We start from the raw sequence: 22,148 nt of genomic DNA on the forward strand, positions 1-22,148 counted from the left end.
AAAACGCAATTCCCTCATCATCTGAGTATGCGTTGATGTACACCAGTTTCTCTATTCCGGCTTGTAAAATAAGCTTGCTGCATTCTTTACAAGGCGAAAGTGTAAGATAAAGTGTAGAACCTTTTGCTGATTGTGTAGACCCCGCGAGCTTAAGGATGGCATTGGCTTCGGCATGCAAAACATACCAGTGTGTTTTTCCGTTTTCATCCTCACAGCAGTTTTCAAATCCGGAAGGCGTACCGTTGTAGCCATCAGAGATGATCATTCTGTCTTTTACAATTATTGCTCCTACCTGTTTTCTCTCACAGTAAGAAAGTTTTGCCCATTCCTGAGCCATTTTTAGATAAGCTTTATCAAACTTACTGTACATCTGCATCGTTTCTTGAAATAAATTAAGTAATTCTAAGTTTAAAAGTTGGGTTTTCTTTTCTCAAGAAAGGCAGCTACCCCTTCTTTTTTGTCATCCAACTCAAAAACTTCTCCGAAATATTGAATTTCGGTATCAAATCCTTTCTCTGTATCTGAAAGATTTACAGCGCTTATTGCTTTTGCAATCGCCATTGGCGAGTTGTTGGCAATCGTTGTCGCAAGTTCTTTCGTTTTAGTTAATAATTCTTCCACAGGATAGACCTCATTCACAAGACCTATTTCTTTTGCCCTTGTTGCAGGGATCATTTTTGCTGAAAAAATCATTTCATTGGCCAAACCTTTTCCCACCAATTTCGGAAGTCTCTGTGTGCCTCCGTAACCGGGAATTAAACCCAAAGTAACCTCCGGCAGTCCGAGCTTTGCATTTTCTGATGCGTATCTGATGTGGCATGCCATTGCAAGTTCCAGGCCACCGCCTAACGCAAAACCATTGACTGCAGCAATTACAGGCTTTGAAAGATTTTCTATTTTGTTGAAAAGAGAAGTATGACCATTTCTTGCCAGTTCTTCTGCCTCTTTTTGTCCAAAATCTGTGAATTCTTTGATGTCTGCTCCTGCTACGAAAGACTTTTCGCCACTTCCTGTGATGATAACTACACGTACTTCCTCATCTTTATCAAGGCTTTCAAAAGCCTCACTCAGTTCCTGAATTGTTTTGGCATTCAGTGCGTTAAGACTCGTTGGTCTGTTGATCGTAATTACCGAAATTTTATCTTCTTTCTCTACAATAATATTTTCGAACTTCATTTTGACTCTAATCATTTAGCAATACGCAAATTATAAATTTTTTTAATAAAAAAGTGGAAAAATGTAATTTTTTTCCACTTTTAACAGTTTATTTTGAAACGTAAACTATTTATTATGATTCATCATGTTGCCGTCAATGCTGATTTGCAAGCCTGAAGCCACCTTCATTCCGAGCTCAATATTGGCTCTGAAAAAGTGACAAAGCTGTCGGTTGATGATCTCGTCTTTTTTAGATCCGTCAATACCTTTCATACTTTCGATAATGTTATGAACCAGTCTGTCACGGTCTTCCTGCTTCATTGCTTTGGTGTAAAGAAGACCTGGCTGAGTGTAGTGATCATCGTCATTTTCGTTGCGGTTGTAGTTGGCTACATGATTGCTGTCCAGTTCATACTCAAAGTTTTTATAAGCTGAATCCGGCTGGATGTCATCAAAACTGTTGGGATGATAATTCGGTTTATCCTGATAATGGCTTGAATCTGCCATGAAACCGTCGCGCTGATAATTATTTACTGCGAAAGGACAGCGGTTGACTTCAAGATGATGTGCGTTTACACCAACGCGGTATCTGTGTGCATCGGGATAAGAGAAAAGTCTTCCCTGAAGCATTTTGTCGGGTGAAAAACTGATACCGTTCACCAGATTGCTCGGCGAAAAGGTCGACTGCTCAACGTGGGCAAAATAATTTACCGGAATTTCGTTCAGTTCCATTTCCCCAACTTCGATTAAAGGAAAATCATCATGCGACCAAACTTTGGTAATGTCAAAAGGATTCCAGCGGAATTCGTTGGCCTGAGCTTCCGTCATGGTTTGAATGTACATTGTCCATTTTGGGAAATCTCCGTTGTCAATAGCGTTGCAAAGGTCTTCCTGTGCAAAATCGGGATTTTCACCTGCCATTTTTACAGCTTCTTCATTAGAGAAATTTTTAATACCCTGTTTTGTTAAAAGATGAAATTTCACCCAGGTTCTCTCATTATTTGCATTAATCATCGAAAATGTATGCGATCCGAAACCGTGCATGTGCCTGAACCCATAAGGTGTTCCGCGGTCTGACATCAGAATAAGAACCTGATGCAGAGATTCAGGGTTTAAGCTCCAGAAATCCCACATCATTGTGGCACTTTTAAGATTTGTTTTAGGAACTCTCTTTTGAGTGTGAATAAAGTCCGGAAATTTTTTAGCGTCTTTGATGAAAAAAACAGGCGTGTTGTTTCCAACCAAATCCCAATTTCCGTCTTCAGTATAAAATTTTAAGGCAAAACCTCTTGGATCTCTTGCTGTATCAGCACTTCCTTTTTCGCCACCCACGGTAGAAAACCGAGCAAACATTTTACATGAGTTTCCTACCTGAGAAAAAAGTTTCGCTTTGGTATATTTTGAAATGTCGTGTGTCACAGTAAATTTCCCGTAAGCACCACTGCCTTTGGCATGTACAATTCTTTCAGGAATTCTTTCTCTTACGAAGTGGGCAAGGTTTTCCTGCAGTATAAAGTCCTGAAGCAGAACCGGGCCTCTCGCTCCTACAGTCTGCGAGTCCTGATGCTCAAAATAAGGGGCTCCGTTTCCTGTGGTTAACTTTTTGGTATCCATTTATTTATGATTTGTAGTTATTATTTCATTTTTCAAATTCAAATTTAGATGAATTTTTAATTTACTAAACCAAAAACGTCATATCTTTGTAATAGATAATATTAATCGAATGAACATTCAGCAATTGGAATATCTTATCGCAGTAGATAAGTACAAACATTTTGGTAAAGCTGCGCAGGCCTGCTTTATTACCCAACCGACCTTAAGCGCCATGATTCAGAAGTTTGAGGATGAGCTGGATGTGAAAATTTTCGACAGAACCACGCATCCGATCCGAACAACCGACGTTGGACTGCAAATTATAGACCAAGCCAAAGTCATTATTGAAGGTGTAAATGAGCTTAAAAACAAGGCTAATTTATTAAATAATATTTTAGGAGGTACGATAAATTTAGGGATTATTCCTACCGTTTCCTCGTTCATTCTGCCGACTGAAATTTTCCATTTTCTTCAGGAAAATCCTAAAATCCAGATGAATGTAAAGGAAATGACTACTGAAAACATCATTAAAGCTTTGAAATCTGGCGAACTGGATGCAGGAATTATTTCTACACCTTATGATAATGCCAATGAATTTTACAAAGATTTTCTCTTCAATGAAGAACTGATGATTTACAGTTCAGATACTGAAGCCAATAAGAAAAATACATTCATCGTTCCCGAAGAAATGAATACTGAAAAAGTTTGGCTTTTGGAGGAGGGAAACTGTCTGAGAAATCAGTTTGAAAACATCTGTCATTTAAAGGAAAATACTTTAAAGCCTAAGAATTTAGATTTCCTGGCTTCGAATATTCAGACCTTGGTGCACATGGTTGACAAAGTAGGAGGAATCAGTATTTTGCCTGAGCTGGCATTGAATCAGCTGTCTGAAGATCAGAAAACGAAGGTGTTTAAGTTCAAAAAACCTTTCCCTTACCGTGAAATCAGTATTATTTATTACAAACCGACTTTCAAACAAAAAATTATTGATGAGTTGGGAAATTCAATCAAAAAATCACTGAAAGATAAACTTAATTACTACGAAAATCCTAAAGATTATGTGAGTATTAAACCGCAATAGAATTAGAAATCAGATAAAAGTCTGATTTTTTTCATTTATTTTCAAAGTCAAAAGTTTTGAGTATTAGAAAAATAGTGCTTACATTTGCAGACGTTTGATAACGAGGAAAAATTTGACCTGATTGCAACCTCTCTAAAAATATGCTAAAACAGTATTCTATTTAAGCTATTTCCGGCAATTATTCATTTTTTATCCTCTTAATTTTAAATTAAAAAAACAAAAGAATAATATGTCTTATTTATTTACATCTGAATCAGTTTCAGAAGGCCATCCGGATAAAATCGCAGACCAGATTTCCGACGCGTTAATCGACAACTTTTTAGCTTACGACAAAGCCTCGAAGGTTGCGTGTGAGACTTTGGTTACAACAGGACAGGTTGTTTTGGCTGGAGAAGTAAAATCTGATGCTTATCTTGATGTACAGACTATCGCAAGAGAGGTGATCAACGGAATTGGTTATACAAAAGGTGAATATATGTTCAACGGAGATTCTTGTGGAGTTATTTCTGCAATCCATGAGCAGTCGCCGGATATCAACCAAGGTGTTGACAGAGCGGTAAATGATGAGTCTTTTGAAGCAAAAGCAAATGCACAGGGAGCTGGTGACCAGGGAATGATGTTTGGTTATGCTACCAATGAAACCGCGAACTATATGCCTTTGGCTTTAGATTTAGCTCACACGATTCTGAAAGAACTTTCTGCTTTGAGAAGAGAGGATTCTGAAATTAAATACCTTCGTCCTGATGCTAAATCTCAGGTAACCATTGAATATTCTGACGATCACAAGCCGGTAAGAATAGATTCTATCGTAGTTTCTACTCAGCACGATGATTTCGGAGCTGAAGAAGAGATGCTGAACAAAATCAGAGAAGACATCAAAAATATTCTGATCCCGAGAGTTGTTGCTTTACAGACTGAGGAAATCAAAGCTTTATTCAACGAGCAGATTAAATATCACATTAACCCAACAGGAAAATTCGTAATCGGTGGTCCTCACGGAGATACAGGTCTGACGGGAAGAAAAATCATCGTTGATACTTACGGTGGAAAAGGTGCTCACGGTGGTGGTGCATTCTCAGGAAAAGATCCTTCAAAAGTAGACAGAAGTGCTGCTTATGCTACAAGACATATCGCTAAAAACTTAGTGGCTGCAGGTGTTGCAGATGAAGTTTTGGTGCAGGTTTCTTACGCAATCGGTGTTGCTGAACCTTGTGGTCTTTTTATCACAACTTATGGTACATCAAAAGTAAATTTGACAGACGGTGAAATTGCTAAAAAAGTTTCTACAGTATTTGACCTTCGACCTTACGCAATCGAGCAGAATCTAAAGCTGAGAAACCCTATCTATCAGGAAACTGCTTCTTACGGTCACATGGGAAGAGAGCATTATGTTGCTGATAAAACTTTCAACAAAGGTCACAAAAATGAACTTACACTTGAAGGTCTGGAATTCTTCACATGGGAAAAATTAGACAAAGTAGAAGAGATTAAATCGGCTTTCGGTTTATAATTCTTCTTTTCGGTATAGAAACTGCTTTAACATGAAAATGCTAAAGCAGTTTTTTTTATTTTTACATCTAAATATTTTATAATGAATATGCGATCTGCAATCACTGTCCTTTTTATTTTCATGACTGGCATTTTTGCTCAGGCACAGTACACGGTTCATAAAATGATCAATGTAGGATATGTCTATCAAAATCCAAGTTTTGGTGAAGTAGGAGGTAAGCTGATGTTTCTAAAAAATGATGATGTGATTTACAGATTAGGTGCTTCAGCACTGATGGGATCAGCCAATTCTAAATTCGCGATTATGCCCAAACTGCAGGCAGATGTACTTTTAAACTTTCAGAAAGATGTAGATTTTTACCATTCTTATTACTTCATTTTAGGAGCCGAAGGCACAAATAAATATGTTGCTCCCAAGGTAGGTTTCAGTTTGTTCGGAATTGTTGACCTTACCGGAGGGTATGCATTTCCTGTTGCAGATGCCAGACTGAACGGTAAAGAAATGAAAGGTTTAAATATTAATTTCACATTAAATATTCCAACAGTGGCTATTTATGATATGTTTAAGTAGATATATTTAATTTTTTTTAATGTTAATTGTTAAAAGTTTAACATTTATTAAAAATTTATTTATATTTACAGCATAATTCAAAGCTATAGAAAAGACTTTACTCTGAAAATTGCATGCAACCCCAAAAATAAGCCAGATTTTTCTGGTGTAAGGTATCTGCAAAATAACAATTATAGAGAAGAGAAAAGTTATGAAACCTACAGATAGCAACCTGATTACCCTTTATCAGACCGGAAACGAAGAAGCCTTATCTACCCTTATCTACAGACATCAGCGTGATCTTTTCACATTTATTCTTTACAAGATTAATGATGAAGATCTTGCCAATGATATTTTTCAGGATACCTTCATGAAAATCATCGTGATGCTGAAAGAGGGACGTTATAACGAAGAAGGCAAATTCATTCTCTGGGCAAAAAGAATCGCTCAGAATTTAATTATCGATCATTTTCGTGCAAAATCAAAGAATGTGAAAGTTTCTGAAACTACTTTTGACAATGATGAATTTTCAATATTTGATTTGATCAGAGAACCTTCAGAAAATATTGAAGACCAGTTGGTAAGTCTTCAGATTCAGGAAGATTTAATAAAAATGCTTCAGTTTTTACCTGAAAATCAGCAGGAAGTGATTAAACTCAGATTTTTTGACGGTTTAAGTTTTAAAGAAATTGCTGAGCATACCAACATGAGCATCAACACAACGCTTGGACGAGTGCGTTATGCATTGATTAATCTCAGAAAAATAATGGAAGAAAAGAATATTATTCTCACAAGATAATAATTTGGAACAATTTTCGTTTTTAAAGAAATAATAATTTTCGCCTATGAAAAATAACGATTCTTTAAAATCCAAAAGTTTGAAACCAAAAAAGCAAACTATTGATTTTTTGCTTAGTTTCTCAAAAAATCTTGAAGTTATCAAAGTGAAGGATTCGCACTTTCATCTTTCAAAAAATTAAAAAGTAGTAAATTTGTGCTGTATGAAAATTCAGCACATTTTTTTTGACCTCGACAATACGCTTTGGGATCACCGCAAAAACGCCTATCTTACCATTAAAGATCTTTTTGAAAAGGAAGAAATTACTTTAAATTATAATATCGATTTTGAAGAATTTCACTCAAAGTATCATGAAATCAATGAGAGACTTTGGGAGCAAATTCGGGACGGCGAAATTGATAAAGAATATCTGAGAAAACATAGATTTTACGATACTTTCAACCATTTCAGAATTGATGACCTGGAATTGTCTATGTATTTTGAAGAACATTTTTTAGATAAAATTTTAAATTACAATCATCTTGTAGAAAGTGCGGATGTAATTCTGGAATATCTAAAATCTAAAAATTACACACTTTACATTATTTCAAACGGCTTTCAGGAAGTAACTGAAAGAAAATGTATTCTATCAGGAATTGATCATTATTTTCAAACTATTACCAGCGCAGATTCTGTGGGAGTTAGAAAACCAAATCCAGAGATTTTTGAGTATTCATTAGGTTTAGCCAAAGCTGCAAAAGAAGAAAGTATTCTGATAGGCGACGACTGGATCGCAGATATTATCGGATCGCAACAGTTTGGGATAGACTGCATTTTCTTCGATGTTTTAAATGAAAACCCACAGCAGGAAAATTTAAAAGTAATTAAACATCTTCTGCAGATAAAGGATTATTTATAAAAAATTCGGCGACATCGAGGTGTCGCCGAAATTGTATCTCTATAGAAATTGCTTGAATTAAATTCCCAAACTTTCTCTTACTCTTTTAATGGTTTCAGTAGCAATTGCTCTCGTTTTCAAAGCCCCTTCCTGAAGTTTAGCTTCCAGCTCATCAAGATTGTTCATGTAGTAAGAAAACAATTCTCTCTCTTTTTCAAATCTAACCAGAATTAAGTCCAAAAGCTCTTTTTTAGCATGACCGTAACCGAAATTTCCGGCTAAATATTTCGCTCTCAGTTCTTTAGTCTGTTCAGGAGTTGCAATCAGTTCGTAAATTGCAAAAGTCTTATCAGTCGAAGGATCTTTCGGTTCTTCCAGTGTTTTTGAATCACTTTCGATACTCATCACCTGTTTTTTCAGTTCTTTTTCAGGTAAGAAAATATTGATAATGTTTCCTCTCGATTTTGACATTTTGTGACCATCCACACCGGGAACGTATTTGGTGTCTTCCTGCAGTTCAGCCTGAGGCAAAACCAACACTTCACCCATCTGATTATTAAATCTTGATGCTACATCACGGGCAATCTCCAAATGCTGAAGCTGATCTTTTCCTACAGGAACGATTTCTGCGTCATATAGTAAAATATCTGCAGCCATCAGAATCGGATAAGTAAACAAACCTGCATTAACGTCCTGCAAACGGTCTGCTTTATCTTTAAACGAATGTGCTAAAGTCAATCTCTGGTAAGGAAAAAAACATGATAAATGCCAGGAAAGTTCACAGGTTTCAGGGATATCGCTCTGTCTGTAAAAGAATGTTTTTTCAGTATCCAGTCCGCAGGCAAGCCAAGCTGCAGCAATTTCATAGGTGTTGTTTTTTAGTTCTTTTGCATCTTTAATCTGCGTCAGTGAATGCAGATTCGCAATAAATAAAAATGATTCGTTTCCTGCCTGCTTTGAAAGCTCAATTGCAGGAATAATTGCACCCAAAAGGTTTCCAAGGTGCGGCGTTCCGGTGGCCTGTATGCCGGTAAGAATTCTTGACATTTAATTTTAAATTGTTTGTGCAAAAATAGGCAAAATTTAAATGAATATTATTCATCCGAGAATTGATCACCTTTAAAATTTGCAATTCTTGATGTGATTATTGCAATGATCTGGGATTTTGATTTTGGGAAATTTGCAAAATAAAACAAATTAATGACAAAAATTTTTATTACCATTTTTTCCTTTTCGTTTGTGACCATTTATTCCCAAGTAGGAATTGACACCACAGATCCTAAGGCCACTCTGGATGTTACAGCAAGGTCTGCAGATTTATCTAAGATCGATGGAATTATCGCACCAAGACTGTCCGGAAACGAGCTAAAGTCCAAAGACGGTTTATACCGACCAAATCAAAATGCAGCTTTTGTATACGCAACTTCTGCAGCTTCTCCCACAACAGCAAAAACTGTAGAAATAACAAAAGCTGGTTACTATTATTATGATGCTGTTTTAGCAAAATGGGTTACCTTTCAGTCTTCAACCGGAAGCGGTATCACTACAAATGAGATTACCAATCCGATTAATACTATTACATCCACAGTTAACGGTATCTCTTCAACGACAAACGCTGTAAATGCTGTAAGTAACACTCTCAATTCTTCAAACCAATTAACCACAACGGTCAATGGAGTAAGCAGTAATCCCGTTACCCTTGCCAATTCCAATATTTATACAAATAATGGAACGCTTGCATCAAACAGAACGGTAAATATGGCTGATAAATGGCTTAATTTCGCAGGTACAGCAAATGTAGGAATTGGAGGTGTAGATGCTATCGCAAAATTAAATGTGAATGGCTCTATACAATTTGAAGGTGATTCCAACTATGGTGTTGGGAGGGTATTTGATGATCCGGCAGGAGAAAAGTACGGCATGACGCAAAGTGGCTTTTTCCCTGTTTCAGGAGCCGGAAGCTCTCCTGGTACGAGGATTTACACTTCTGGAAAAGGTTCGGTTTTGGGGCATATTTCATTTGGGAAATACACGTCGCCAACTAATTATACAGAATGGGCGAGATTTTCACGTGATGTTGGATTTTTAGGACTCGGAACAACGAATCCAACCCAAAAGCTTCATGTCATCGGAAACATACTTGCATCAGGAACGATTACGCCAGACTATGTTTTCCAAAAATATTTTGACGGATATTCTGTTCTGAAGCCCGATTATAAAAGAATGGAACTTGATGAAGTAAAAGATTTTATAAAGATTAATAAACATCTTCCCGGTGTACCTTCTGCGGCAGATATTGAAAAGCAAGGTGGAATTGTTTTAAACAGATCTGCGGAAATTAATCTTGAGAAAATAGAGGAATTATATCTGTATATTTTCGAGCAAAATGAAACCGTCACTAAACAGAAAATTGAAATTGAAAATTTAAAAATGAGATTAAATAAATTAGAAAAAATATTGGCTAAATAAAAGCTGATTGTGTTTTTTGCAAATATGAGTGATAGATATATGTTCATATTTTTATTTTATTGAGTATTTTATAAATTTACAAAAACAATTTTATGGAAAATGAAGTTCCGTATTTCAAGACATTTGATGAGTTTTTCAGTGCTGTCAATATGTCGCCATCTAAGTATGAAGGTCTCTATGTGGATATGATGGATAAACTTTGGACACACCCATCACTCGTTGTTCCACCTTTTAAGCATAATTCTTACGCCATCAAATTACTTTTGAAAGGAGAAGGTGTGATGAGAATTGGTCAATGGAAAGAGAACCTGAAAGCGCCTGCAATCTTCATCTCCCCACCCAATCAGATTGTTTCCTGCGAAATGGTTGATGACAACATCCTGGAATACACCGTGATTATTAATGACTATTTTATTGACAAGCATCTGAAACTGAAACATTTCATTTCAGTATTTGAATATTTTCAGGCAGATCAATCAACTCCTATTGTGATTGCCGATGATGAAATGACAGATTTGGTGAAAGTGTTTAACTATATTTATGATGAGTTTCAGATGGAGGAAAAGAATGACTCACTGGAAATAATGGCATCGGCAATTCTTATTTTTTTTATGAAAATAAAGCGTCTGTACAATCAGTACTCTTTAAAAAATGAGGAAGAAAATAGTGAATCGAAAAAAATAGATTCTCTGAGCAACCGTTTCCTGACCTTACTTCACGAAGATTCGCAGCACGAAGAAAATATAAATTATAACATTTCGTATTTCGCTTCTAAACTCGCAGTGCATCCCAATTATCTAAGTTCTAAATTAAAGGCAGAAACCGGAAAATCGGCTAAAGAACATTTGGATGCCAAGCTGATTCACAACGCCAAAACATTGCTTCAGCAAACCGATTTTTCCGTAAAAGAAATTGCTTTCAAACTGAATTTTAAAGAATCTGCACATTTTGTAAATTTCTTTAAGAAACAGACAGCGGAAACGCCGAGTGAGTTTAGAAAGGCGTATTGATTTACTTTTTCCTTTCAATCTTATAATTAAAAGTAAGAACTCTAAGACGCCAAAGCGTCAAGGTCTGTTCGGCTGAGATGATATCATTTTCTGGACCGATAACTAAACGGTCTCTAAATGAACTGATGAACTGCGACCAGTATTCTCCCTTAGAATCTTTCAGCAGAAAATAAAATCCGGCGTCTCCAAATTTTTCGCCCGAAGAATCTAAAATCAATTCACCATTTTCTCCAACACCTGGAATCATTGACACCGTTGCATTCCCATTCGGTAAAGGAAAAACAGCTTTCACACAGGTTTTACCGGAAGGCAAAGTGCTGATTCCGTACACGCCGGAATAAATAACCTGTCCGGTAGATTGAATCGAACGGAACCAAAATGTGTATTTGATTTCATGGGTTACAGGATCGGCAAGATTGATGATCTCGCTTTTTAAAGTTTCAGAGTCATCAATATTTTTCGTCGGAATATTCAGCTGATTGATTCTGTTGCTGAACAGTTTATTAAGTAAAATCCCGAAAAATTTGAAAAAAGGATTCCACTGTACAGAAAATTGTAAATGGTGACCGTCTGTGTTTTCATAGAATTGAATGACGCTTTCAGATAGATTTTCGAATTCAGTTTCAGACAAATTCAGTTTCTGCATTGAGGGAATAATGCCTTTTGATTCTGAGTCTTTTTGAATAATTAAGTTTTGCTTTTGCGCAAACTGATGGATATAATCTTTACCAATTGCATCCAAATTTCCAAACGGACCTATCAGCCACGGAAAATCTTCGGGGTTAATTTTCTTTCCACGCAAGATTACCCATTGCTGAGTTACCCAATCCTGGAATTTCTGCATCGGATAAGCAAATCTCATCTTAATGCTGTTTAAGATTTGGGATAATATTTCTTCGTCCGTTCCATTCTCCAAATTCCGAAATAGGTTTGAAACGCAATGTTGTAAATTCGAAATGAAAATCTTTTCGGTCTCTTTCTTTCATCGCGTTGGTATGTCTTTCAGGTTGTGGAACTTTGCTGTGTCCGTGCACCATATTGGTCATTTCTTTCTGTGTATTCCAAACTGAAAAAGTGGAAACGGTATTTGGAAATTTGATGGAAGCTAACGATAGAGTTGTTGCGGGATGGTCGCGAACCAATTTCTCAACCGGTCTTCCCCAGCGGATAAATCTTGGAATTTCCAGAAATTTCATTCGGGCAATTGTTACTGCGACAACTGGAAAATCCGGGTTTTCAAATTCTAAAGTTTCGTCCGGAATTTCAAACTTATTAAACTTGCCCCATTTTCGCATAAAAGTTAGCCTCGTATGCCAACCTTTCGCAAGGATTTTTCCTAATTCATTTTCAGTTAAAAAATTTTCAATATCACTTTCATTTTCCCATTGAGCAAAAACGGCGATCTGCCGGATCAGCATTCGTGAAGGTGAAAGAATAGGCCAGCCAAGCGTCATCGCTGTCATTATTTCTGCATGAATCAACCCCGAAATTTGCCTTGGTTTTGGTGGAAACAAAAGAATTTTTAGCGCAGAAATATAATTTGTTTTTACTAAATGATAGGTTAAGACGCTCATTATTTCAGTTTTACAGTAATTTATAAAACTAAGGTATCAGAATTTTCTCTCCACCAAATTTCGGTTCCACCCCAAACATAAAATCCCAGAACACCTTTGCTCTTGCCAGTTTTTCTCGTGCATTGGTTTTAAAACCTGCATATTTATTGACATCTGCAGCATTATAACCGAATGCTTTAATTCCGTTTTTTCGTGCTAAATAAACAGCTCTTTCATTATGAAATTTCTGTGAAATGATGATGTAAGAATTCTGTCCGAAAATTTCTTTTGCTCTCAACACAGAATCCAGAGTTCTGAAACCTGCAAAATCCTCAAAGATTCTTTCTGCAGGAACTCCGGCTTTGATGAGTTCGTTTTTCATCTCTTCCGGTTCATTATAATCTTTCTGAGAATTGTCTCCGCTCACAATTATGTTTTGAACCTTCCCGGATTTATATAAGTCTGCGGCGGCCTTTATTCTGTTAAAAAAGTATGCATTGGGATTTCCGTTCGAAAGTGTTTTGCTGGTTCCAAGAAGAAGTCCGGTTTTTTCGCTCGGAAGTTTAGAAAGATCTGAAGTGACGAAATTTTCCGTCTGATCTTTAATGGTAAAGTTGGACCAGATCACAAAAATAATTCCCACCACAAAAAGCAGCAGGAATATTTTGATTGTATTTTTTATCATTTTTTTCATACAGTTTGAACCTTTTGTAGGTTTCATAAAAGTATGAATTATTTTAAAACTCAAGCCCGTTCGGGAACGCTTTTTTTCTGAAAATTATTAAAAGTGCACCGCCAACAGTAATAGCAGAATCTGCAACATTAAAAATGTATTTAAAGAATTCAAGGTGTCTTCCGCCAATTAAAGGCCAGCTTTCAGGAACATGCCAGTCTACCAGCGGGAAGTGTAGCATGTCGACCACACAACCTTTCATAAAAGTAGAGTAACCCTGACCAAAAGGAACGAGTTTCGAAACTCCTCCGTAACCAATCCATTGTTTGATGTTTTCGTCGTAAACCATTCCACTGTCGAAAATTAATCCGTAAAACATACCGTCAATTAAGTTTCCGATGGCACCGGCAAAAATCATGGACATTGGGATGATCAGATAGTTTGATTCACCTCTTTTAAGCCATTTGCTAAACAGATAAATCATTCCGCCAATCAGGAAAACGCGGACGATTACCAGAAAATATTTCCCGAGCATTCCGCCAAAATGAAAACCATAAGCCATTCCCGGATTTTCAACAAAAGTTAATTTAAATCCCGGAAAAACGGCAACACTGTCGTTAAGATTAAAGTTGGTTTTAATATAAATTTTTGATGCCTGATCAATCAACAATATAAGAAAAGTGATAAGTACTATCTTCTTCATTATTGGTCAGTCTTGGGTTTATCTTTAAAATTTCTTGCAGGCTTTTCCTTTTTCGGTGCGGTGATTCTCGGCTCAAAATTCTGAGTTTTTGCACCTCTGGTGTGAAATTTTTCGTATCGGATTCCCATGTCTTTCATTACGCTTTTCAGCGCATTCAGCTCCATCTGGTTTTTTGGGTGTACAATTAGTGCTTCCATTTTACTTTATTTGCGTTGAGGTTTCAGCTTAAATTAAAGCTTTTACAACGTTTATGTTTTAATATTAATGCTTCGACAGTTCGTCTAGCCGTTTTCTGTCTTTTGCGGACAGGTCGTTGATGCCATTCTTTCCCATTTTGCTGAGAAGTCGGTCGATTTCCTTTTCCCTGTCCCGTTTATCTGAATTGAATTGCTGATCGATGGTCAGATTTTTAGGCTTGTCCGGATAGAATCTGTTTTTGATCCGATCGCGGTTAAAAAACCATAAAGCTGCCACAAGGATGATTCCTAAAATCAAATATTCACTCATAGATATAACTAAAAAATAGGTTTACATAATGTTTTAAAAACATCATATAAACCCAAATTAATTATTTACAAAAATAAGATAAAAAATATTATTTCTGCATATTTTTAGCTTCAATGCTCAATGTCGCGTGCGGAACAGCCAAAAGTCTCGGCTTAGGAATCAGTTTTCCTGTTACTCTGCAAACGCCATAAGTTTTGTTTTCAATTCGTATAAGGGCATTCTTCAGGTCGCGGACAAACTTCTCCTGTCTTCCTGCTAAAATTGAGTTCTGCTCCTTGCTCAGAGTCTCTGCTCCTTCTTCAAAAGCCTTAAAGGTAGGAGATGTGTCATCAGTTCCATTATTCTGGTCGTTGATGAAACTTTCTCTGATCAGTTTTAAATCATTTTCAGCCTTCTCTATTTTATCTTTGATGATTGCCTTAAATTCCTGTAAATCAGCATCGCTGTAACGTACTCTTTCGTCTGACATGGTTCTTTTTCTTTTTTAATAAAATTATGAAATGGAATTTGAAAAACAATAACTAAACGTTAAATTTTTTCAACATTTATCTTAAATTTAACGTCATCTATTTCGATTTCGTTAAAATTTGAGAGTGAAGATACAACTTCTAGTTTATCCGACAATACTTCATCTGAAATATAAGCTTCATTTTTGCGTATGTCACTGATAAATATCGAACTTTCTTCAACAGAAATTCTAATTCTGTCTGTAAGATCAAAATCTTTTTCTTTTCTGATGTTCTGGATTCTGTTGATCAGTTCTCTTGCAACACCTTCAGATTTTAATTCTTCTGTCAATGTCAAATCTAATGCCACAGTGGTTTTTCCATCAGAAGTTACCGTCCATCCCGGAATATCTTTCGTTGAAATTTCTACATCAGCAGTTGTAATTTCATATCCCTGGATTTCCATTTTTCCTTCTTTTTCTAAAGCTGAAATTTGCTCTGGTGTGAAATTAGAAATCTCATTCCCAACCACTTTCATGTCTTTTCCAAGTCTTGAGCCCAAAGTTTTGAAGTTCGGTTTGATCTGTTTTACAATTAAATGAGATGCTTCTTCAGCATTGATTAACTGTAATTCTTTAACATTAACTTCCTGTTTAATTAATTCTGAAACCGCTAAAATCTGCTCCTCAGTTTTCTTATCCAAAACAGGAATCAAAACTTTCTGTAAAGGCTGACGTACTTTTACGTTCTCCTTCTTTCTCAGAGAGAAAACCATACTCGTAATATTCTGTGCTAAATGCGTCTTCTCAACCAGATCCTGATCGATTAAACTTTCATCAGCAACAGGGAAATCTGTCAGGTGAACTGATTCAAAAGTTTCCTTTCCGGTAGCAGCATTCAGATCCTGATACAACTGATCCATAAAGAACGGAGCGATTGGCGCAGATAATTTGGCAACAGTTTCAAGACAGGTATATAAAGTCTGGTAAGCAGAGATTTTGTCATCAGAATAATCTCCTTTCCAGAAACGTCTTCTGCACAGTCTTACGTACCAGTTACTTAAGTTATCATTCACAAAATTGCTGATGGATCTTGCCACTCTTGTCGGCTCGTAATCTTCGTAGAATGCTTTAACTTCTTTAATTAAAAGATTCAATTCAGATAAAATCCAACGGTCGATTTCCGGACGGTTTTCAATATCTTTTTCAGCATATTTAAATCCGTCAACATTTGCATATAAAGTGAAGAATGAATAGGTGTTGTAAAGCGTTCCAAAGAATTTTCTTCTCACTTCGTCAATTCCTTCGATATCAAATTTCAGGTTTTCCCAAGGATTGGCATTCGAAACCATGTACCAACGTGTAGCATCCGGTCCGTAAACCGCTAAAGTTTCAAATGGGTCAACCGCATTTCCTTTAGATTTTGACATTTTCAGACCGTTTTTATCCAAAACAAGTCCGTTACTCATTACATTTTTATAAGCAACCGAGTCAAAAACTGCTGTTCCGATTGCATGAAGTGTGTAGAACCATCCACGGGTCTGATCAACGCCTTCAGCGATAAAATCTGCAGGGAACGCTTTATTGTTGTCAATTAATTCTTTGTTTTCAAACGGATAATGCAACTGAGCGTAAGGCATAGATCCTGAGTCAAACCAAACGTCGATCAGGTCGCTCTCACGGTTCATTGCTTTTCCTGATTCTGAAACCAAAACAATCTTGTCAACGATGTTTTTGTGAAGATCAACCAAAGAATAGTTTTCTTCAGACATATTTCCGATTTCAAATCCTTTGAACGGATTTTCTGTCATGAATCCAGCTGCGATAGATTTCTCGATTTCGTTGTATAATTCTTCAACAGAACCAATGATGATTTCTTCCTGTGCTGAGCCTGTGGAAGGATCTGTTCTCCAGATCGGCAACGGAATTCCCCAGTATCTTGAACGGGAAAGATTCCAGTCGTTGACATTTTCAAGCCAATTTCCGAAACGTCCTTCTCCTGTAGCTTTTGGTTTCCAGTTGATTTCTTTGTTTAAATCTACCAAACGGTCTTTTACCGCCGTCATTTTCACAAACCATGAATCCAGCGGATAATATAAAAGCGGCTCATCAGTTCTCCAACTGTGTGGATAACTGTGAACATATTTTTCAACTTTAAAAGCCTTATTTTCTTCTTTTAAACGGATAGCGATTTCTACATCAACGGACTTTTCTGGTGCTGTTCCCGCATCGTAATATTCGTTTTTCACATATTTACCTGCAAAATCTCCCATCTGCGAAGTGAATTTCCCCTGCAAATCAACCAACGGAACCGGATTTCCGAATTCATTTAAAACCAACATTGGCGGAACTTCAGGCGTTGCTTCTTTAGCCACTTTCGCATCATCAGCACCAAAAGTTGGCGCCGTGTGAACGATTCCTGTACCGTCTTCTGTCGTAACGAAGTCTCCTGAAATTACTCTGAACGCATTTTCAGGATTTTGGTAAGGTAAAGTGTATGGCAATAATTGCTCATATTTAATTCCAACCAAATCAGCACCTTTGAATTCTCCAAGAATTTGGAAAGGGATGGTTTTGCTTGATGAAGTGTAATTGGCGAAATCTTCGTCAGTTCCCTCAACGAATTTTTTACCGAACTGTTTTCCGGTTAGAGCTTTAGCCAAAACAATATTGATCGGCTCAAAAGTATATTGATTAAATGTTTTTACTAAAACATAATCGATTTTCGGTCCTACTGTCAACGCAGTGTTTGAAGGTAAGGTCCAAGGCGTTGTCGTCCAGGCTAAGAAATGTACATCTCCAAAACCCTGTAAAAATGAAGGTAATGTTTCCAGAAGTGTCTTGAACTGTGCAACAATCGTCGTATCGGTAACGTCGCGGTAAGCTCCCGGCTGGTTTACTTCGTGAGAAGAAAGTCCGGTACCTGCTTTTGGAGAGTAAGGCTGGATCGTGTAGCCTTTATACAACAAATCTTTGCTGTACAATTGCTTCAACAACCACCAAACGGTTTCCATGTATTTTGATTTGTACGTGATGTATGGATCTTCCAAATCTACCCAATAACCGATTTTTTCGGTCAGGTGATTCCAGACATCCGTGTAACGCATTACTGCTTCACGACAGGCTTGATTGTAATCTTCAATCGAAATTTTTTTGCCAATATCTTCTTTCGTAATTCCGAGTTCTTTTTCAACTCCTAATTCCACAGGAAGTCCGTGCGTGTCCCAACCTGCTTTACGGAAAACCTGTTTCCCGTTTTGAGTCTGATAACGACAGAAAATATCTTTCAACGCTCTTGCCATAACGTGGTGAATTCCGGGCATTCCGTTTGCTGAAGGCGGACCTTCATAAAACACAAATTCAGGATTTCCTTCACGGGTTTCAACACTTTTTTCAAAGGTTTTATGGGCTTTCCAGAATTCCGCAACATTCTCGGCTACGTCTATCAGGTTGAGGTTTTTATATTCTTTAAATTGGCTCATTGTAATTTCTCAATTTCGTTGATTAATCAAGTTGGCAAATTTAGTGATTTTTGTCGGTTTATAATATATGTTTTATTTTGATTGGGTTTATTGAAAAGTTTGCGAAAATTGTGAGGGTGAAAGCAGTGAATTGTGAATGGTTAAATGTGAATTTTCGCACGTAATGATTTAAACATCTTGTTGTATATCAATAGGAGCGGGCTTTGGCCCGCTTTCAAAATTATCAAATGGAATTGGCTTTAGCCAAAACCTATATTCTCTCGCAGATCTTGCGGATTACGGAGACTTTTGAGATTTTAAAACAATCATCTGTGAAAATTGGTGCGATCTGTGGGGATGAAACTTTCCATCCAGCTTTTAATTTAAATTTAAATAAATTTGTCATCTAAATTTAAACTATTGGAACTCTTCCCACTCATCGAAAAATCAGGCATTCAGGACATCAAAAATTTTCAGGAAGAAAAACTTCAGGAGCTTTTGAAATATTTGGAGGCAAATTCACCATTTTATCAGAAGTTATTTAAAGAAAATAATATCCCGATTTCTGATATTCAGACTTTGGAAGATTTGCGGAAAATCCCGACGACATCGAAGAATGATATTCAGCAGAATAATGATGATTTTTTCTGTGTTTCCCAAACTCAGATCGTTGATTACAGCACAACTTCAGGAACGTTGGGTGATCCTGTAACTTTCGGTCTTTCTGAAAATGATATGGAAAGAATAGCGTACAACGAAGCGATATCTCTTGCCTGCGCAGGAATTCAGAAAGGTGACGTGGTGCAGATGATTACGACCATTGACAAAAGATTTATCGCCGGTCTTGCCTACCTTTTGGGTCTACGGAAAATGGGAGCAAGTGTCATCAGAATGGGACCCGGAATTCCGGAACTGCAATGGGATTCGATCTTCAGATATAAACCAAAATATTTGATCACGGTACCTTCATTTCTTTTAAAAATGATTGACTATGCTGAAAAACATGGGATTGATTACAAAAATTCAAGCGTTATCGGTGCGGTTTGCATTGGTGAAAGCATTAAAAATCAGGATTTTTCAGATAATATTCTTTCGCAGAAGATAAAGGAAAAGTGGAACATTAAATTATTTTCCACTTATGCATCTACCGAAATGAGCACCGCTTTTACAGAATGTGAATTTCAGATCGGCGGTCATCAGCATCCGGAATTGATTATAACAGAAATTCTTGATGACGAAGGGAATCCTGTGAAAGAGGGTGAAAGCGGCGAACTGACGATTACTACTTTAGGCGTCGAAGCTTTGCCTCTGTTAAGATTTAAAACGGGAGATTTAGTTAAAGCGCATTATGAACCTTGTGAATGTGGCAGAAATACGATGAGACTCGGTCCCGTTGTCGGCAGAAAACAGCAGATGATTAAATATAAAGGCACAACTTTATATCCGCCTGCAATGAATGATATTCTGAATGATTTTGACGGAATTTTGTGTTACCAGATTGTAATTCAATCGAATGAAATTGGTTTAGATGAAATTATCATTAAACTCAGCACCGAAAGAGAAGACGAAAGTTTTGAAGGCGAAGTTCGTGATCATTTCAGAGCAAAATTAAGAGTAAGCCCAAAAATTGAAATTGTTGATTTTGATGTTTTGTCGAAAACAGTTTTTAATCCGAACAGCAGAAAACCGATTAATTTTTTAGATTTAAGATAAATTTTAAATGTTATTCAAATAAGTTGGAAATATTGTCGTTCAGTTAAAGTGAATTTTCTTTTCACATATTATATTTGCGATCTTAATTTTAAACTATGAAAAAAATATTTTTCTTTCTGTGCGTTACAGTGAGCACGGCAATTCTCGCTCAAGATAAATTAACGATCGAATCAGGAAACCTGAGTTTTCTGAAAGGTCAGACCGAAGTGAATGTTGAACGTAATTACGGGAGTCCACTTTTTCAGGCTGAAAATTTTACAGAAACTGAATATCTGGACAGAAGACATAAAGAAACGGTAGCCAAAAAAGGCGAAGCTGCATGGAAAACCTGGATTGATACTTGGGAACAGCATGTAGAAACTATTTGGACGGAAAAATTTATTGAAGGATTAAATAAATCAAAGAAGATTAAATTTGCCCAAAATGTTGAAACAAAATACACATTAATCATTCATCCAAAATGGATGTATGCCGGATGGCAAGGTTTCGTCACGCAACCTGGAAAATTGTCTGCAGAAATTACAATCGTGGAAACGGCAAATCCTTCAAATGTTTTAGCAACATTAAAAGGCGATAAAATTGAAGGTACTGGTAGTAAAGTCGATTACGGAATGGAGTACGGAAGAATTTCAGCAGCCTACGAAAAAACGGGAAAAGAGTTCGGAAAAGAACTGAAGAAAGCTTTAAAATAAAACAAAACGGTCTGAAAATTTTCAGACCGTTTTTTTATGCTTTTTCTTTTTCTGTTTTAATGAAATTGGCCAAGTTGACAATTGCCGTATCGTGTATCCTCACAAAAGTATTTTTCTTATTCCAAACATATCCAGCGAGGACTGCACAAATTTTCCTTTTCACATCAGGATTTTCAGGCTGGTGGAAAAATAATTCCTGAAGATTTCCGGTATACCATTCTTTCACGTATGTTGTAAAAACGTTGACGCCGTATAAAATGTAATCTGCAAATTCTGTCTGCCAGTCAACTTTTTCACCGTTCAACTGTCGGATTGCCAATTTTGCTGCCGTCATTCCGCCTTCTGTGGCAAATGCCATTCCTGACGAGAAAACAGGATCTAAAAATTCTGAAGCATTACCCGTCAAGGCAAATCCGTCTCCGTATAATTTTTTAACTGAGCATGAATAATCTTTCAAATGTCTCGGCTCAAATAAAAATTCTACATCTCCGAAACGTTTAACATAATAATCCGACAGAGAAATTGCTTTTCTCAAGGCCTCCGCAGCATCGCCGTTTTCAGATAATTTGTCAATATATTCAGTGGGTCCGACAATTCCTACACTCGTATTTCCATTGGAAAAAGGAATTACCCAAAGCCAGACTTCCGTTTCAATAATATCAAAAGAAATTAAAGTTCCTTCCTCGCCTTCTTCTCTGTTGATGTCTTCCACATGAGCAAAAATTGCTGAGTGCGGAGAAAGTTTTGAGGGTTTTTCTAAATCTAAAAGTCTTGGCAAAACTCTTCCGTAACCGCTGGAATCGATCACGAATTTCGCATGGATTTCTTTCGTTTTTCCGTCTTTGTTTTTTACGGTGGTGATAGAATCGGTTCCGTTAAATTCAATGCCAATCACTTCGGTTTCAAATTCAAGATCAACGCCTTTATTGATGACTTCCTGAGCCAAAGTATTGTCGAAATCAGCTCTCGGGACCTGCCAGGTCCAGTCCCAGCCTTCCCCGAATTTGTTGCTGAAATCAAAGATGCAGACTTCATTGCCACGCATAAAACGTGCGCCTAGTTTTTTTTCGAAGCCCATTTTGTCGAGTGCAGGAAACAATCCGGCTTCGTCAAAATGATCCATCACTCGCGGAATAAGGCTTTCACCCACAACAAGCCGCGGAAATTTTGTCTTTTCGACCACCTTCACATTGATGTTATTCTTCTTCAGATAAGCAGAAGATACGCATCCGGAAGGCCCAGCTCCAATTACTAAAACATCAACAATTTCTTTGTCCATTTGTTTAATAAAACTTTTATCTTTGCGCAAAATTAGTGACAATTAATTATATTTTACAAAATTATATCTATTACTTTTA

22 protein-coding genes are annotated in these 22,148 nt (G+C 36.8%); 9 read left to right on the forward strand and 13 right to left on the reverse strand.

Annotation, left to right across the window (positions count from 1 at the left end; genetic code table 11):
- From ASG21_RS03070 to ASG21_RS03080, 3 genes are all read right to left on the reverse strand, one after another.
- Nucleotides 1-376, reverse strand: a 376-nt coding sequence (locus tag ASG21_RS03070; RefSeq protein WP_056075723.1) for a dCMP deaminase family protein, incomplete at its 3' end; no start/stop codon positions are given.
- 32 nt (nt 377-408) lie between these two features.
- Nucleotides 409-1,176, reverse strand: a complete 768-nt coding sequence (locus ASG21_RS03075; RefSeq protein ID WP_056075726.1) for an enoyl-CoA hydratase-related protein — start codon at nt 1,174-1,176, stop codon at nt 409-411.
- 105 nt (nt 1,177-1,281) lie between these two features.
- Nucleotides 1,282-2,769: a catalase gene (locus ASG21_RS03080; protein WP_056075729.1), complete on the reverse strand. Its 1,488-nt coding sequence runs from the start codon at nt 2,767-2,769 to the stop codon at nt 1,282-1,284.
- Nucleotides 2,770-2,878: 109 nt separating this feature from the next.
- Here ASG21_RS03080 and ASG21_RS03085 point away from each other — a divergent pair, with 109 nt between their 5' ends.
- The 5 genes from ASG21_RS03085 (at nt 2,879) to ASG21_RS03105 (ending at nt 7,585) form a co-directional block, all read left to right on the forward strand.
- A complete protein-coding gene (locus tag ASG21_RS03085) occupies nt 2,879-3,829 on the forward strand; it encodes a LysR substrate-binding domain-containing protein (protein WP_056075732.1) in 951 nt (316 codons plus the stop codon).
- A 229-nt stretch (nt 3,830-4,058) separates the two neighbouring features.
- Complete coding sequence (gene metK, locus ASG21_RS03090; protein WP_056075735.1) at nt 4,059-5,339, forward strand: methionine adenosyltransferase; 1,281 nt, start codon at nt 4,059-4,061, stop codon at nt 5,337-5,339.
- A gap of 87 nt (nt 5,340-5,426) precedes the next feature.
- The gene (locus ASG21_RS03095; protein WP_082482351.1) at nt 5,427-5,909 is read left to right on the forward strand and encodes a hypothetical protein; all 483 of its coding nucleotides are present in this window, start codon (nt 5,427-5,429) and stop codon (nt 5,907-5,909) included.
- 190 nt (nt 5,910-6,099) lie between these two features.
- Nucleotides 6,100-6,687 (forward strand): sigma-70 family RNA polymerase sigma factor, encoded by a 588-nt coding sequence (locus ASG21_RS03100; RefSeq protein ID WP_056075740.1) that lies wholly within the window; start codon nt 6,100-6,102, stop codon nt 6,685-6,687.
- A gap of 202 nt (nt 6,688-6,889) precedes the next feature.
- Nucleotides 6,890-7,585, forward strand: a complete 696-nt coding sequence (locus ASG21_RS03105; protein WP_056075744.1) for a YjjG family noncanonical pyrimidine nucleotidase — start codon at nt 6,890-6,892, stop codon at nt 7,583-7,585.
- 57 nt (nt 7,586-7,642) lie between these two features.
- Here ASG21_RS03105 and trpS read toward each other — a convergent pair whose 3' ends face one another.
- Complete coding sequence (gene trpS / locus ASG21_RS03110) at nt 7,643-8,611, reverse strand: tryptophan--tRNA ligase (RefSeq protein WP_056075747.1); 969 nt, start codon at nt 8,609-8,611, stop codon at nt 7,643-7,645.
- Between the two features lie 153 nt (nt 8,612-8,764).
- Here trpS and ASG21_RS03115 point away from each other — a divergent pair, with 153 nt between their 5' ends.
- Both ASG21_RS03115 and ASG21_RS03120 read left to right on the forward strand, forming a co-directional pair.
- The gene (locus ASG21_RS03115; protein ID WP_056075750.1) at nt 8,765-10,033 is read left to right on the forward strand and encodes a hypothetical protein; all 1,269 of its coding nucleotides are present in this window, start codon (nt 8,765-8,767) and stop codon (nt 10,031-10,033) included.
- Between the two features lie 92 nt (nt 10,034-10,125).
- Nucleotides 10,126-11,043 (forward strand): response regulator transcription factor, encoded by a 918-nt coding sequence (locus ASG21_RS03120; RefSeq protein WP_056075752.1) that lies wholly within the window; start codon nt 10,126-10,128, stop codon nt 11,041-11,043.
- 1 nt (nt 11,044) lies between these two features.
- Here the strand turns inward: ASG21_RS03120 and ASG21_RS03125 are convergent, their stop codons facing one another.
- The 8 genes from ASG21_RS03125 to ileS all read right to left on the reverse strand — a co-directional run bounded on the left by ASG21_RS03125 (nt 11,045) and on the right by ileS (nt 18,406).
- On the reverse strand, nt 11,045-11,905 hold the full coding sequence (locus ASG21_RS03125) for a hypothetical protein (RefSeq protein WP_056075754.1): 861 nt from the start codon (nt 11,903-11,905) through the stop codon (nt 11,045-11,047).
- Between the two features lies 1 nt (nt 11,906).
- Nucleotides 11,907-12,617 carry a hypothetical protein gene (locus ASG21_RS03130; protein ID WP_056075757.1) on the reverse strand — a complete coding sequence of 237 codons (711 nt, stop codon included), beginning with the start codon at nt 12,615-12,617 and terminating at the stop codon, nt 11,907-11,909.
- 28 nt (nt 12,618-12,645) lie between these two features.
- Complete coding sequence (locus ASG21_RS03135; RefSeq protein WP_056076536.1) at nt 12,646-13,290, reverse strand: ElyC/SanA/YdcF family protein; 645 nt, start codon at nt 13,288-13,290, stop codon at nt 12,646-12,648.
- Between the two features lie 43 nt (nt 13,291-13,333).
- Entirely contained in the window at nt 13,334-13,972 is a 639-nt protein-coding gene (locus tag ASG21_RS03140; RefSeq protein ID WP_056075760.1) for a lipoprotein signal peptidase, read from the reverse strand.
- Nucleotides 13,972-14,169, reverse strand: coding sequence for a DUF2683 family protein (locus ASG21_RS03145; protein WP_056075763.1), 198 nt, complete (start codon nt 14,167-14,169; stop codon nt 13,972-13,974). The genes ASG21_RS03140 and ASG21_RS03145 overlap by 1 nt, the downstream gene beginning before the upstream one ends.
- Before the next feature lie 64 nt (nt 14,170-14,233).
- Complete coding sequence (locus ASG21_RS03150) at nt 14,234-14,479, reverse strand: DUF6576 domain-containing protein (protein WP_056075767.1); 246 nt, start codon at nt 14,477-14,479, stop codon at nt 14,234-14,236.
- A gap of 88 nt (nt 14,480-14,567) precedes the next feature.
- Nucleotides 14,568-14,948 carry a TraR/DksA C4-type zinc finger protein gene (locus ASG21_RS03155; RefSeq protein WP_056027007.1) on the reverse strand — a complete coding sequence of 127 codons (381 nt, stop codon included), beginning with the start codon at nt 14,946-14,948 and terminating at the stop codon, nt 14,568-14,570.
- 59 nt (nt 14,949-15,007) lie between these two features.
- Nucleotides 15,008-18,406, reverse strand: coding sequence for an isoleucine--tRNA ligase (ileS, locus tag ASG21_RS03160; RefSeq protein WP_056075770.1), 3,399 nt, complete (start codon nt 18,404-18,406; stop codon nt 15,008-15,010).
- A gap of 399 nt (nt 18,407-18,805) precedes the next feature.
- Between ileS and ASG21_RS03165 the strand changes: the two genes are divergently transcribed.
- Complete coding sequence (locus ASG21_RS03165; protein ID WP_056075773.1) at nt 18,806-20,098, forward strand: AMP-binding protein; 1,293 nt, start codon at nt 18,806-18,808, stop codon at nt 20,096-20,098.
- A 95-nt stretch (nt 20,099-20,193) separates the two neighbouring features.
- A complete protein-coding gene (locus tag ASG21_RS03170; protein ID WP_056075777.1) occupies nt 20,194-20,790 on the forward strand; it encodes a hypothetical protein in 597 nt (198 codons plus the stop codon).
- Between the two features lie 34 nt (nt 20,791-20,824).
- Here the strand turns inward: ASG21_RS03170 and ASG21_RS03175 are convergent, their stop codons facing one another.
- Complete coding sequence (locus ASG21_RS03175; RefSeq protein ID WP_056075779.1) at nt 20,825-22,069, reverse strand: NAD(P)/FAD-dependent oxidoreductase; 1,245 nt, start codon at nt 22,067-22,069, stop codon at nt 20,825-20,827.
- Nucleotides 22,070-22,148 lie beyond the last annotated feature (79 nt).

The sequence above is a fragment of the Chryseobacterium sp. Leaf394 genome (genome assembly GCF_001424105.1).
GTDB lineage: Bacteria > Bacteroidota > Bacteroidia > Flavobacteriales > Weeksellaceae > Chryseobacterium.

What these genes read in the sequence shown, in the direction of transcription:
- ASG21_RS03075 (WP_056075726.1), bottom strand. Translation starts at nt 1,176, where the DNA reads ATGAAGTTCGAAAATATTATTGTAGAGAAAGAAGATAAAATTTCGGTA.
- ASG21_RS03080 (WP_056075729.1), bottom strand. Translation starts at nt 2,769, where the DNA reads ATGGATACCAAAAAGTTAACCACAGGAAACGGAGCCCCTTATTTTGAG.
- ASG21_RS03085 (WP_056075732.1), top strand. Translation starts at nt 2,879, where the DNA reads ATGAACATTCAGCAATTGGAATATCTTATCGCAGTAGATAAGTACAAA.
- metK (WP_056075735.1), top strand. Translation starts at nt 4,059, where the DNA reads ATGTCTTATTTATTTACATCTGAATCAGTTTCAGAAGGCCATCCGGAT.
- ASG21_RS03095 (WP_082482351.1), top strand. Translation starts at nt 5,427, where the DNA reads ATGCGATCTGCAATCACTGTCCTTTTTATTTTCATGACTGGCATTTTT.
- ASG21_RS03100 (WP_056075740.1), top strand. Translation starts at nt 6,100, where the DNA reads ATGAAACCTACAGATAGCAACCTGATTACCCTTTATCAGACCGGAAAC.
- ASG21_RS03105 (WP_056075744.1), top strand. Translation starts at nt 6,890, where the DNA reads ATGAAAATTCAGCACATTTTTTTTGACCTCGACAATACGCTTTGGGAT.
- trpS (WP_056075747.1), bottom strand. Translation starts at nt 8,611, where the DNA reads ATGTCAAGAATTCTTACCGGCATACAGGCCACCGGAACGCCGCACCTT.
- ASG21_RS03115 (WP_056075750.1), top strand. Translation starts at nt 8,765, where the DNA reads ATGACAAAAATTTTTATTACCATTTTTTCCTTTTCGTTTGTGACCATT.
- ASG21_RS03120 (WP_056075752.1), top strand. Translation starts at nt 10,126, where the DNA reads ATGGAAAATGAAGTTCCGTATTTCAAGACATTTGATGAGTTTTTCAGT.
- ASG21_RS03125 (WP_056075754.1), bottom strand. Translation starts at nt 11,905, where the DNA reads ATGAGATTTGCTTATCCGATGCAGAAATTCCAGGATTGGGTAACTCAG.
- ASG21_RS03130 (WP_056075757.1), bottom strand. Translation starts at nt 12,617, where the DNA reads ATGAGCGTCTTAACCTATCATTTAGTAAAAACAAATTATATTTCTGCG.
- ASG21_RS03135 (WP_056076536.1), bottom strand. Translation starts at nt 13,290, where the DNA reads ATGAAAAAAATGATAAAAAATACAATCAAAATATTCCTGCTGCTTTTT.
- ASG21_RS03140 (WP_056075760.1), bottom strand. Translation starts at nt 13,972, where the DNA reads ATGAAGAAGATAGTACTTATCACTTTTCTTATATTGTTGATTGATCAG.
- ASG21_RS03145 (WP_056075763.1), bottom strand. Translation starts at nt 14,169, where the DNA reads ATGGAAGCACTAATTGTACACCCAAAAAACCAGATGGAGCTGAATGCG.
- ASG21_RS03150 (WP_056075767.1), bottom strand. Translation starts at nt 14,479, where the DNA reads ATGAGTGAATATTTGATTTTAGGAATCATCCTTGTGGCAGCTTTATGG.
- ASG21_RS03155 (WP_056027007.1), bottom strand. Translation starts at nt 14,948, where the DNA reads ATGTCAGACGAAAGAGTACGTTACAGCGATGCTGATTTACAGGAATTT.
- ileS (WP_056075770.1), bottom strand. Translation starts at nt 18,406, where the DNA reads ATGAGCCAATTTAAAGAATATAAAAACCTCAACCTGATAGACGTAGCC.
- ASG21_RS03170 (WP_056075777.1), top strand. Translation starts at nt 20,194, where the DNA reads ATGAAAAAAATATTTTTCTTTCTGTGCGTTACAGTGAGCACGGCAATT.
- ASG21_RS03175 (WP_056075779.1), bottom strand. Translation starts at nt 22,069, where the DNA reads ATGGACAAAGAAATTGTTGATGTTTTAGTAATTGGAGCTGGGCCTTCC.